Origin of the sequence: Advenella sp. FME57 (assembly GCF_014897675.1) — a bacterium.
GTDB lineage: Bacteria > Pseudomonadota > Gammaproteobacteria > Burkholderiales > Burkholderiaceae_B > Advenella.
This window is the reverse complement of the sequence record NZ_JABUXU010000014.1, coordinates 108802-120468: the sequence shown is the minus strand read 5'-3', so window position 1 is coordinate 120468 and position 11667 is coordinate 108802. Positions and strand designations below refer to the sequence as shown.

General features: G+C 55.2%; 11 protein-coding genes and 1 pseudogene. 2 read left to right on the top strand and 10 right to left on the bottom strand.

Annotated features, from left to right (window positions below):
- The 9 genes and pseudogenes from INT32_RS16310 to INT32_RS16270 all read right to left on the bottom strand — a co-directional run.
- Positions 1 to 279, bottom strand: a pseudogene (locus tag INT32_RS16310) (prolyl 4-hydroxylase); the annotation flags it as partial.
- 21 nt (positions 280 to 300) lie between these two features.
- Entirely contained in the window at positions 301 to 1038 is a 738-nt protein-coding gene (locus INT32_RS16305; RefSeq protein WP_370540251.1) for a 2OG-Fe(II) oxygenase, read from the bottom strand.
- 328 nt (positions 1039 to 1366) lie between these two features.
- Positions 1367 to 2146 carry an IucA/IucC family C-terminal-domain containing protein gene (locus INT32_RS16300; RefSeq protein ID WP_193089771.1) on the bottom strand — a complete coding sequence of 260 codons (780 nt, stop codon included), beginning with the start codon at positions 2144 to 2146 and terminating at the stop codon, positions 1367 to 1369.
- A complete protein-coding gene (locus tag INT32_RS16295; protein ID WP_193089770.1) occupies positions 2133 to 2942 on the bottom strand; it encodes an ABC transporter ATP-binding protein in 810 nt (269 codons plus the stop codon). Before INT32_RS16295 ends, INT32_RS16300 begins: the two co-directional genes overlap by 14 nt.
- 36 nt (positions 2943 to 2978) lie before the next feature.
- A complete protein-coding gene (locus tag INT32_RS16290; RefSeq protein WP_193089769.1) occupies positions 2979 to 4010 on the bottom strand; it encodes an iron chelate uptake ABC transporter family permease subunit in 1032 nt (343 codons plus the stop codon).
- The gene (locus INT32_RS16285) at positions 4003 to 5007 is read right to left on the bottom strand and encodes an iron ABC transporter permease (RefSeq protein WP_193089768.1); all 1005 of its coding nucleotides are present in this window, start codon (positions 5005 to 5007) and stop codon (positions 4003 to 4005) included. Before INT32_RS16285 ends, INT32_RS16290 begins: the two co-directional genes overlap by 8 nt.
- Positions 5004 to 6038, bottom strand: a complete 1035-nt coding sequence (locus INT32_RS16280; protein ID WP_226817156.1) for an ABC transporter substrate-binding protein — start codon at positions 6036 to 6038, stop codon at positions 5004 to 5006. The genes INT32_RS16285 and INT32_RS16280 overlap by 4 nt, the downstream gene beginning before the upstream one ends.
- A complete protein-coding gene (locus INT32_RS16275; RefSeq protein WP_193089767.1) occupies positions 6038 to 8140 on the bottom strand; it encodes a TonB-dependent receptor in 2103 nt (700 codons plus the stop codon). Before INT32_RS16275 ends, INT32_RS16280 begins: the two co-directional genes overlap by 1 nt.
- Positions 8141 to 8258: 118 nt before the next feature.
- The gene (locus INT32_RS16270; protein WP_193089766.1) at positions 8259 to 9194 is read right to left on the bottom strand and encodes a LysR substrate-binding domain-containing protein; all 936 of its coding nucleotides are present in this window, start codon (positions 9192 to 9194) and stop codon (positions 8259 to 8261) included.
- 108 nt (positions 9195 to 9302) lie between these two features.
- Here INT32_RS16270 and INT32_RS16265 point away from each other — a divergent pair, with 108 nt between their 5' ends.
- The gene (locus tag INT32_RS16265) at positions 9303 to 9839 is read left to right on the top strand and encodes a phosphonopyruvate decarboxylase (RefSeq protein ID WP_193089765.1); all 537 of its coding nucleotides are present in this window, start codon (positions 9303 to 9305) and stop codon (positions 9837 to 9839) included.
- A complete protein-coding gene (locus INT32_RS16260; protein WP_226817154.1) occupies positions 9839 to 10438 on the top strand; it encodes a thiamine pyrophosphate-dependent enzyme in 600 nt (199 codons plus the stop codon). Before INT32_RS16265 ends, INT32_RS16260 begins: the two co-directional genes overlap by 1 nt.
- A 164-nt stretch (positions 10439 to 10602) precedes the next feature.
- On the opposite strand, the gene INT32_RS16255 is transcribed toward INT32_RS16260, so the two are convergent.
- Positions 10603 to 11664 carry an endonuclease/exonuclease/phosphatase family protein gene (locus INT32_RS16255; protein WP_370540249.1) on the bottom strand — a complete coding sequence of 354 codons (1062 nt, stop codon included), beginning with the start codon at positions 11662 to 11664 and terminating at the stop codon, positions 10603 to 10605.
- Positions 11665 to 11667: the final 3 nt, after the last annotated feature.

The window sequence follows — 11667 nt, the reverse complement described above, 5'->3', positions numbered from 1 at the left end:
CTGCTTACGCAAAACGGCAAGCACTTCGGGCAGTTTATCTTCAAAAAAGAACAATTGGCCGCGGCCCAGTTCACACTGGGCCGACGACATACTGCGCAGGGTCAGGTCATTTATCTGGCCGCTTATCTTGTCGCTCAACTGCTCGCTTAACTGGCTGGCCAGTGCCTGAACCTGAGCAGCAGACAACAAGCCGGGGAGCAGGGTGTAGCCTTCGCTGTCCAGGTCAGTGCAGATGGCTGCCCAATTCAGGCGATCTATGTGGTTTGTGAGGGTGGTCATGGGTACGCCCTGGAAACTTGCTTAACGGGCATCATGAAAAATGACCCCCAGTGTGTGACGCCTGCCGCTATGCACGACGCTCACGCCGTGGCGCATCGCGACTTTGCGTGTGCCGCCGCGTTTGCCAGGTGCGGGTCGGTGGTTGACGGTGAAGATAAGCGCATCGCCTTGCTGCAGCGGAATTACCTCGGCACGCTGGCCGGCTGCGGCGGTTTCCGTCATGATGAACTGGCCGCCCGTAAAATCGCGATCCGGTGCAGACAGCAGAATGGCTACCTGCAAAGGGAAAACATGGTCGCCATACAGGTCCTGGTGCAGGCAGTTATAGTCGCCCGGGCCATACTGCAGTATCAGTGGGGTGGGGCGGGTCTGGCCGGCAGCATGGCATTGCGCCAGGAACGTATCCAGCGCCGGTGGGTAATGTACATTCATATTCAGTTTGCGACTCCAGCAATTGGCGATTGGCGCCAGATGCGGATAAAGCAGATGACGCAGCCGATCAAGCAACGCCGGTAGCGGATAGGCGAAGTACTTATATTGTCCGCGGCCAAATCCATGACGGGCCATGAAGATGCGGCTGCGATAGTCTTGCTCCCGGTCATAGCCGGCAGCCAATGCTTCACATTGCGCTGCGGTCAACAGGCCTGGCACGATTGCATTGCCGTAATCATTGAGCGCGCACTCGAGTGCGCGCCAGTCTGCGTTATTGATTGTGGCGGCATAGGCGGCGTCAGGTTTAGCCGATTCACCTTTGTCCATTTTGTAATTACCCCTTTTGTATTGATCCAGTTCGCCCTTATCCATTTGTTGCTCCAATGCGTGGACGCAGCGGGCTCGCCCTCTGCGCGTAAACCAGGATGCTGCCACTTGAAGTCGGGCCTCCGATAGGAGTGCTGACGCCCGCGCGAGTATACCGTTTGTATGAGGGCAGAACAAAGCCAGGCAGTTCAATGACATATGAGATATTTTATTGGCAGTGATGACAATAAACAAAGTGTAGATAGCGCTTTGCGATCTGACAATCCGCTACTTGCGATTGAAATAGGGATAAGGTGATAATCTGTTGTGACGAGCCTGGCGTCAGGATTCAGCTTTTCGCTTTTCTGTTGTACGTCAACGGGCATACCGAGCAGTACTCTGGCGGCGTGGTTGCCCGAAGGTAAAAGCAGCAGGTCTTGCGGATCCTGATCAGCTTGTCGTCACACCGCGTGTGCGCAAAATGATATTGGGCAAGCGGGTTTTCCTTTACGCCGAAAACAGAGGCGGGTGCATTCAGCAAATAGTCAAAATCTTCCTGGATACGGGCCTGTTTGTCTTGCCCGGCGCTGGCGATCATATGGCGTTCGTATTGCGAATAAATGCGCACGGCCATGTTCTCCCACAGAATTTTGGGTGATACACCAGAGGCCGCGCTCAGTGCTGCCCACACCGGGGCCAGGTTTTCAGCAAACAGCTGTCGCACAACGCGTTCGCGCCATTGCGGGCGTTCTCCGGCTTGCGGGCAAGTGACGGCCAGATCGATCAATGGCATGCGCGATTGCCACTTGCCGTCGTGCTGGTATTCAAGAACCGTGTTGTCCAGGGACAGATTAAGGCCCTTGTCGAAGATGGTCATTGCATACAGGGCTGCGGCAGTGCTCAGGAATGCGATTCTTTTGCCAAGCAAAGACGCGGTCACCTTGAGTGTGGGTGACCCGATGATCGGGCCGATTTCACGCAGCAGCATGGTGCAGCGCACCGGGTCCAGCAGATCCGCCGTTGGCACGCAATAGTCGGGGTGGCGTTCGCTGGCATCAATCAACATGAACCTGGTGGTCAATACCTGCCACTGGTTCGCGTCAAAGCCGGCGGCCCTAGGAAGCGTCAATGCCTGCACTCTGGATTCCTTTGCCAATGGGGATGCACATGGGGGTGCCGTAAAGCGGATCTTTTACAATTTTGCTTTGCAGATGAAATACATCCTGGACCATGGTTGCATTGAGCACTTGTGCCGGGGCGCCTTGTGCGTAGACCTGTCTGTTGGCAATGGCAATCATGTTGTGTGCATAACGGCAGGCCAGATTCAGATCATGCAGGACCATGACAATGGTTTTCTGTCTGGTCGCATTCAGCTCGTACAACAGGTCCAGCACTTCGATCTGGTGCGCCAGGTCCAGATAAGTGGTGGGTTCGTCCAGCAGCAACGTGTCGGTATTTTGGGCCAGCGTCATTGCAATCCAGGCACGCTGGCGCTGTCCGCCGGACAGCGCATCGACCGGCCTGTCCTGAAATTCGGTCATTTCAGTTTGCGCCAGCGCCTGCGTCACGATCACCTCGTCTTGCTTTGACCACTGCTGCAGCCAGGTCTGGTGAGGGTACCTTCCCAGGCGCACCAATTGATAAACGGACAGGCCCTCCGGCGCAGCAGGGCTTTGTGGCAAAATGGCCAGTTCGCGTGCCACCGCTGCCGTGGACCGGCGATGGATATCCTTGCCGTTGAGCAGGACCGTGCCCTGTGACGGTCGGATCAGCCTGGCAAAGGATTTGAGCAGGGTGCTTTTGCCGCAGCCATTGCTGCCCACCAACACCGTAATTTTTGCCTTGGGAATGGTCAGATTCAACCCGTCAATGACGATCCGGGTATCGTACTTCAGCGTAAGGTCTTGGCTTTCTATAGGATCCATTCGGATTGATCTTTCATAAAAATAATGACATTCGTGCTATGAACGAGAACGCAACAGCAAATAGATAAAGAATGGCGCCCCAATGGCCGACACGAAAATACCGGCTGGCAGATCCAGCGGCAAAAACTGCGTGCGACCAATCAGGTCGGCGATCATCACCATATTGGCGCCGACCAGCATGGTCACGACAATCAGACTGGTGCCTGATTTGACGCCGATCCGCCGGGCAATATGCGGCGCAACCAGGCCGACAAATCCCAGGGCGCCGGTATAGGCAATGGCCGCGCCTGCCAGATAGACACTTAATGCCAGCAGGACCAGCCGGGCCCGTTCCATGGAAACGCCAAGGCCGATAATGAGCGCATCGTCCAGTTCATTGACCGCCAGCGTCCTGGCCAGCGCGATCAGCAGTATTGCGGCCGGCAGCAGCCACAGGCACAGGGTCGTGACCTCATGCCAGCGCGCGCCATAGACACTGCCCGTCAGCCAGACATAGGCGCTCAGGGTAGAGGAGAGCGGACTGAAGACCAGCAGCATGGTGGTGCAGGCGACCATCACCGCAGAGATCCCCACGCCCACCAGGATCAGCCGGGTGGACGAGATGCCGCTTTTCCAGGCCAGCAGATAGACCAGCGTGGCGCCGGCAAAACCGCCAGCCATTGCCGCCAAGGGCAGCCATTGCACGCTGAGCCAGGACGTCATGAAAGACAGAAAAAATACCGCTGTCGCCGATGCGCCGCTGGTCACGCCGATAATATCGGGCGAGGCCAGGGGATTGCGGATAATGGTTTGCAGCAACAGGCCGGATACAGCCAGTGCGCCACCTGCCAGTAGCGCCATCAGCATCCTGGGAGTGCGCAAGATGGAGACGATAAAGGCATTGTCGGCGATTGTCCGGCTGCGCAAAGCGTCAATGACTTCCGGCAACGATAGCATGTACTTGCCTGAAGCGAGCGACAGCAGGGCAACCGCCAGCGTGATCAGCAGTAACAGGACAATCACTGTGCACGTGCTGGTATTGATTTGGCGTGAATACCAATGGTTGCGCACGGTCAGCCATTTATCCATTGCGCATCCCCTTTCTGGCCATATGGATAAAAAAGGGCGCACCCAGCAATGCAGTGACCACGCCGATCGGCACTTCCTGGGGAATCAGCACCACACGGGCCAGCATATCTGCAAGCAACAGCAGCAACGCACCGAAAACGGCATAGCCGGGCAGCAACCAGCGAAAATCCCCCGGTAGTATGCGGCGCACGATGTGCGGCACGATCAGTCCGATAAAGCCGATATTGCCGGCCAGCGACACCGCGCCGCCAGCCAGCACAATAACAATGATGCTCAATAGCGAGCGAATAACAAATGTGTTTTGCCCAAGGCCCCGCGCGATATCGTCGCCGGTAACCAGAATATTGATATGTCTGGCCAGAACGAAACTGGCGGCAAAGCCGATCAGCAGATACGGATAAATAGTGAGCACGGCATCCATTTGACGCCCGGCAACCGAGCCGGCCATCCAGAACAGAATGCTGTCCAGGCCTTCCTGGCTGATCACCAGCAGCGCCTGGGTGAACGATGCGAACAGTGCGGTAACGGCGGCCCCCGCCAACACAATGCGAAAGGGGCTGCGGCTGCCGAGCATGCCAATGCAGTAGACCAGCGTGCCGGCAACCGCTGCGCCGGCAAAGGCTAGCACCATGAACTGGGTCAGCGAGGCTGACCCGAATAAAGGCGCCAACAGGACAATGGAAAAAACTGCGCCGGCATTGATGCCAAACAGGCCGGGAGAAGCCAGCGGGTTGCGGGTCACTGCCTGCATCAGGCCGCCGGCCACCGCAAGGCAGGCGCCCACGGCAATGGCAACGGTCATACGGGAAAGCCTGGTGGTGTTCACCAGAATATGGTCGATAGCAATCGGATCGGGTTTAAACAGCGCTCCCAGTACATCGCCCGGTGCAATATAGGTTTTGCCTATAGACAGGCTAAGGACCGCCAGCAGAACCAATAAACCAAAGCCCATTGCCAGCGTGACAAAAGCGCCCGAGCGTGTATGCAGCGTCGTCATTTTTGCACACCTGCGGGAGAGTCAAGCAGTTGCTCCAGTTCATCGAGCATCAAATTGGCACTCAGAATGCCGCCAGCCAGGCTCCAGTAGACGTTGTCGACCAGATAAACCTGCTTGTTCTTTACCGCCGTCAGTTGTTGCCACAGCAAATGCCGGGACCAGTCCTTATAGCGGTTTTGCACGACCCGGCTGTCTGAGCGCATCTGCACGAAGAACACGTCGGCATCCATGACCGGGATGCTTTCTTTGCTCGTCAATTTCATCAGTGGCCAACCGGATTTTCTGAACGGCTCGCTCCAGACGAAGCCCAGATCGGCCAGAACCGAGCCGGCAAAGCTGTTTGCCAGATAGATCCTGACATGGTCGCTGCGAAAATCCAGAATCGACACGGACAATGGCCAGGCCGTGTCGAATTTTTCCTGAAGATGCTTTTTGGTCTGCGCCAGACGCGTATCCCATTTATCCAGCAATACCTGAGCCTGGGCTTGTCGGTTCAATGCCTGTCCTATCAGCCGGGTGTTTTTCCTGAATTCATATACTTCGTCCACTGCCACGGTCGGGGCGATATAGGAAAGCAGATCGTAGATTTTTTCATTTCTGAATTTGGAAGCGATGATCAAATCAGGTTTGAGCCTGGCAATATCTTCCAGGCTGGGCTGGGTCTCCAGACCCACCATTTGTACACCTTCCAGGTCTTTACGCAGATAGCGATAAACCGGTTTCTCGGTCCACGACTCCACAGTCGCCAGCGGTTTTACGCCAAGTGCAACCGTGATATCCGTGGCCCCTTGAAACAGCGTGATTACCCGCTGCGGGGTATCAGCAATCGTGGTTGCACCCAGCGCATGCTGCACAGTCAATGGCGCGGCAATGGCATTTGTACAGGCCACGACAAGCAACAGGAACAATACACGCATGTGGTGCGACCGCCAGCCGGCTGAACCGGCGTGCGCAGCCGCAAGCGCCAGTGTGCGTGCGCGGCCCGGATACGATTCCGTTGGCCTTGTCCACAGTTGTGATATGGCGCTCATCAGAAGTTGACCGAATATCCTACAGTGATGGTGCGACCACGACCCGCAAAATATCGCAGCGGATCAACCACGGCACTTTGCGAATAATAGGTCAGGTATTTTTTGTTCAACAGGTTGGCCGCCGATACGCTGACCGTGCCTTTTGGCAATTTGTAGTCCACAGACAAATCAACCAGGGCATACCCGGCGAAGTCCGAGTCTTTTTCGTCGAATTTCTGGCTGAAAGCATAATTGACTTGCAGGAAGGAACTCAGCTTTTCGGTCCATTTGGCAGACCAGCTTGCCACGATGCGGTTGGGCGCCACATTCAATGCCCCCAGCTTGGCATCCAGGCTGCCGTTATCATCGCTGTCATACTTGCCGTGCATATAGGAGTAGCCGATTTTTGCGTAGTGTCGGTCATTCAGGTGAACACCCAGGCCTGTCTCGATGCCCTGGATGCGGGTTTTTTCCCGTGCCAGCTGGAACTGACCATCGACCGGTACGACCCGTGCGCCGTATTTTGAATTCGATTGGTAATAGCTCAGGTCAAAATCGAAACGGTCGTTTTTGTAGCGCAGACCCACCTCGTAGTTATCTGTCAGTATGGGCTTGAGCGCCTGGAAGTTATCAATAGACTGTCCGGGCGTGTTGATCGAGCGCAATGCACGACCTACATCGGGCATGTCGAACCCTTGTGAGAAACTGCCAAACAAGGTCAGATTATCCGTCGGTTTGTAGACAATACCCGTGCTGAAGAGACCTTCATTGAATTTGAGCTTTCCACCTTGCACGGATACGTTGTTATAGGCAGCCAGGGTGCGATACGATTGCACATCGAGCTGGCCCATTTCATAGCGATAGCCGGCAGAAACGGTCAGATTGTCCAGCAATTTGTACTCGGCCAGTACAAACGGTGCGTAGCTGGTGTATTTGGACTCTGGCACATACGTGCGGCCGCTCAGATACAGGCCCTGCTCGCCTTTGTCGATCAACGTGTCAAAACCGCCGGTCAATTTCAGTTTTCCATCCAGCAGATCGTCTTTGGTCAAAGACAGTTTGGTTCCCCATTTATTGGCCTTGGAACGGGACTGATCATACAGCGTGCCCACGGGCGCAATGCGTGCGTCCTGGAATGTGCCTGAATTGGCGGCGCCAAAAAGCCCCTCGAAGCGCTGGTTGAACACCATGGCATTCAATTTGATCCCGGCATTGCCCAGATTAAGGTTTTCGTAGCTCAGGGCCGTGGTCCACACCGTATTGCTGGGCGCCACCCCCTCTGGCGTCCCACGCTGCGAGGTGGACGGGATGCCGGCCTGGCGGTCGCCCTTGATGCCAATATAGTCCATGCGCCCCTTGATCCGATAATGGTTCATGCTCAGTTGCAGCTTCTGGTCATCGTCGATCCAATAGCCGAGCTTGGCCAGAATGTTATAGGAGCGCGAGCTCATCAGATCGCCCTGGGTATTGTCGGCGGCAATCATGTTGTTCCAGCCGTCCAGCGCCAGTCCCTGGCTTTCATAGCTGCCGGAGAGCAGATACTCAAAGTTCCCACTACGGCCATTGATGCCATACGTGGTTTTGTATCCTATGGTCTCAGATTTCAATTGTGATGTGGGGGTGGTGGCCTGAATACCAAAATGCTGGTTGACCGTACCCGGCTCCGGGCTCTTGGTCACGATATTGATCACCCCGCCGGTGCCGCCAATGCCGTTGGATGCTGTCGCGCCGTTGATGACTTCAATGTGATCGACCATGGAGTAATCAATCGTATGCACTTCACGCCCAGTTGGGCGCAAGGGGTTCGATTGTGGCACGCCATCAATCATGATCAGCGGTGTCCTGCCACGCAGGGTTTCGCCACTGCCGTTCATTTTGTCGCGGCTCGGCGTGTAGGCCGGCAGCAAATTGCTCAGGACGCTCGATGAATTGGTTGAAATGGCCAGTTGCTGCTGGATTTGCTCGGAATCAATAATGACGATCTTTTGTGGCGCATTGTCGGGATCAATATCAGAGCGGGAGGCGGTGGCAACAATGGGAGCCAGAACCTGGGGCGCTTCCTGAGCCTTGACTGATGTCGCCGTACAAACTGCTGTAAAAGCTAATAGAATATTTTTATGCATCAGGAAGATCCGATCAAAAGGGGCGAAAAATTGAAATGAGAATTATTACATATTTTTTGAAATTCCCCTGCCAACTTGTGCCAAGACAATTGAAATACAAGGACTTGCAGGCTACAGTTCAGTTTTTCGCGACCCACTTTGCGTGTGCCCAGCCGCCGTGTTCAATGCTTGTACTGATGCACTCGGAAAGCACCTGCATGACGCACTTGACCGACATTGTCATATTTCTCTGCCGCGAGCGGGCCATCACAATGGTGCGGGTCAATCCTGCATTGGTCAGGGGCGCCGCTGCCAGGCGACCCAGCGCCAGATCCTCTGCAATGGCAATGGACGGCAAAATCGTGTAGCCGTGCCCGTCCAGCACCAGTCGTTTTTGCACGCTCATGGAGTTGGTCTCTGCGACCACGTTCAATTGCAGGTTGTTTTCCTGTCCGACCTGATCGACCAGAATGCGCAAGCCATGAGGGCGACTGGGCAGGATAATGGGCCTGTCGGCCATGTTGTTTAGCGTAACGGGTTTGCCCACACGCAAACCGTTTCCGGGCAGGCCAACAAACCACAGCTTTTCTTCAACCAGCGGCTGAACATGCAGGGATGAGCTCAATTTGGCCGAATACAGCAGCGCGACATCAATTTCGCCCACTTCAAGCCATTCCTGCAAATGGCCAGCATATCCGGCAGTGATGGTGATCCTGATTTGCGGATATTGTTGCTGCAACTGGCGCAGCAACATGCTTGACAGCAGATCGCTGGTGCTGGGCAGCAGTCCCACATTGACGATGCCGCTTACTGCTCCGGACGATGGGCGTATCTCCGCCTTTGCCTTTTCGACTTCGTGCAAAATGCGCCTGGCATACTCCAGAAAGGTTTTTCCGTCCTCGTTCAGGATCATGCCCTGGCGGCCCCGTTCAAACAGTACGGTGCCCAATTCGTCTTCCAGCATTTTGATTTGCCGTGAAAGCGCCGGCTGCACGATATTGAGCACGTCGGCTGCGCGTGTCATATTTGCCGTTTCGGAGATCGTGACCAGTGCTTTTAATTGTTTCAGGTCCATTGGCGCGTCCCATCAAAAATTACGATTGAATAATCGCAAAATTCTATTGTAAGTGAATAATGATCGAATGTTAGTATTAAAACTTAATACATTCTGGGGGCAACGATTATGGATGGGGCAGAGGTGAACCTGCAGCAACAATGGCAGGCGGCCATTTTTGATGAACTCAAGCGGGCGCGGGTCAGGCAGATTTCGTATGTGCCGGATGCGGGTCACGCGCTGGTGATCAAAAAGGCGCAGGCGGATCCGGACATTCTGGACGTGGTGCTGACCACAGAAGAAGAGGGGGTCGCCCTCAACTGCGGTGCCTGGCTGGGCGGACACAAAGCCGTGTTGTTGATGCAAAGCAGCGGCGTGGGTAACTGCGTCAATATGTTTTCGTTGTTGAGCAGTTGCCGGTTTCCCTTTTTGACACTGGTGACCATGCGTGGCGAATATGCGGAATTCAATCCCTGGCAGGGGCCGATGGGCAAGGTCACGCAACATGCGCTGGAACTGATGGGAATCACCGTCATGCGCGCGGATGACCCAGAGAAGGTGGGCGAGCTGGTTAACGCCGGGCTGGCGTCTGCCTTCGAAGCTGGCGAACAGGTAGCCATTCTGTTGTCACAAAGTCTGATCGGACGCAAATCATGGGTGAAATAATGAAAGAGACATTGCCAGCAAGCCAGAACGCAGAACGCCGGGCATTTGTGAGTCAATTAATGCAGCAGATCCCCGACGCGCTGGTGATCACCGGGCTGGGCTCGCCCAGTTACGATGTGTTCGCCGCCGGAGACCGCGCCGGCAATTTCTATCTGTGGGGAGCCATGGGCGGCTCAACCGCCATGGGCCTGGGCCTGGCACTGGCCCAGCCCGACAGATCTGTCGTTGTCGTCACCGGCGATGGAGAGCAATTGATGGGTGTCGGTAGCCTGGCAACCATTGGAGCCAGGCAGCCGGCAAATCTGACGATTGTGATTCTGGACAATGGTCATTATGGCGAAACCGGTATGCAGCGCAGTCATGCCAGCCTGGGAACCGATCTGGTGGCGGTGGCAAAAGGCTTTGGCATCCAGAACGCCTTTACGGTCGATTCCCTGCAAGAGGCGGAAAAAGTGGCTACCCAGATCAAGGCCCGGGACGGCGTGACGCTGGTGCGGGTTCTGATTGACACAGGCGAGCCGCCACGGGCCTTGCCTTCGAGGGACGGTGTGTATATCAAAAACCGCTTCCGTTCGGCGCTGGGCTTGATGCCTTTCTGAACAGAAACAAGGAGCGATGGAATGAAACGTTATGAGCTGCATATCAAGGGCCAGTCGATCAAACCCTCTACGGATACCTGGTAGTGAAATGCTGGGGTAACTAAACTATGTGTCCCAGTAGTACTACTATTACGGGTGGGAGGGCGATGGTTCAATCACAGCCCTCAATCAGCCTCTTGACGTCCTTCGGCAATTTTTTCGTCTGCCTGCACCATTTCTTCGGTATCGGCCGTTTCCACTTCATGCAAGTCTTCCTGTGCCGGGCAGTACTGAAATTTTGCGTAGATGGGAAAATGATCGGACCCGATATCGGGTAACTTGGCCATGTGCTTGATCTGGAACTCGGTGCTCTGGAAAATATGATCCAGCGGCCAGCGCAAAAAGCGATAGTGTGCATGGAAGGTATTGAACATGCCACGCCCGATACGTGCGTCAAGTAATTCGCTCACTTTCTTGAACAGCCGAGTGGAGTGCGACCAGGCCACGTCATTCAGATCACCAAAGACCAGTGCAGTCTCATCCAGTTCCCGTATCTGTTTGCCCACCAGCAGCAGTTCTGCATCCCTGGGTTTTGACGTCTCGCTTTCGGTGGGGCTCGGCGGCGTCGGATGCAGGCAGTAAATCCGGATTTTTTCACCGGAGCGCAATATCACCCGGCTGCGAATGGAGGGGATATCTTCTTCAACCCGATACAGCACTTCTGTATCTTCCAATGGCAGACGCGAATACAGATGCATGCCGTACAGGTTGTCCAGCGGAATGGCCACGCGGTACGGATAGTCGTGTTCCAGGCTGGTCAGGGCATTTTGCCACCAAGTGTCAGACTCCAGCGTCAGCAGCAGATCAGGTTTGTATTGCCTGACCAGTGCAATCAGCGCATCGCTACGGCGGTTGGGTGTCAGGACATTGGAGGAGAGCAGTGATACGGTCCGGTCGTCATCTGGCGCATGGTTGCTTAGGACTTCTGTTTTTGTCAGGCGCGTATACGGGAAGATTTTATAGAGTTGGTAGATGAGGGCGATCAGGTTTGCCATGACCACAAAAAACACAGACCAGACCAGGGTGGGCGGGTTCAAGGCGATGATAATCAGGCTTGCCACACACAGGACAGCGATCTGGACCCTGGGAAAATCCAGGCTGCGGATGGTCCAGTGGCTGCTGGGCATAAAAGCGAGCGCCGTTGCAAGCGCCGGCAGGACCAGAATCAGAACGTAAAGAAATGACACTCG

Excerpts from the sequence above, each read along its gene's own strand:
- INT32_RS16305 (WP_370540251.1), bottom strand. The coding sequence starts at position 1,038 with ATGGACAAAGGTGAATCGGCTAAACCTGACGCCGCCTATGCCGCCACA.
- INT32_RS16285 (WP_193089768.1), bottom strand. The coding sequence starts at position 5,007 with ATGACGACGCTGCATACACGCTCGGGCGCTTTTGTCACGCTGGCAATG.
- INT32_RS16275 (WP_193089767.1), bottom strand. The coding sequence starts at position 8,140 with ATGCATAAAAATATTCTATTAGCTTTTACAGCAGTTTGTACGGCGACA.
- INT32_RS16280 (WP_226817156.1), bottom strand. The coding sequence starts at position 6,038 with ATGAGCGCCATATCACAACTGTGGACAAGGCCAACGGAATCGTATCCG.
- INT32_RS16260 (WP_226817154.1), top strand. The coding sequence starts at position 9,839 with ATGAAAGAGACATTGCCAGCAAGCCAGAACGCAGAACGCCGGGCATTT.
- INT32_RS16290 (WP_193089769.1), bottom strand. The coding sequence starts at position 4,010 with ATGGATAAATGGCTGACCGTGCGCAACCATTGGTATTCACGCCAAATC.
- INT32_RS16295 (WP_193089770.1), bottom strand. The coding sequence starts at position 2,942 with ATGGATCCTATAGAAAGCCAAGACCTTACGCTGAAGTACGATACCCGG.
- INT32_RS16265 (WP_193089765.1), top strand. The coding sequence starts at position 9,303 with ATGGATGGGGCAGAGGTGAACCTGCAGCAACAATGGCAGGCGGCCATT.
- INT32_RS16270 (WP_193089766.1), bottom strand. The coding sequence starts at position 9,194 with ATGGACCTGAAACAATTAAAAGCACTGGTCACGATCTCCGAAACGGCA.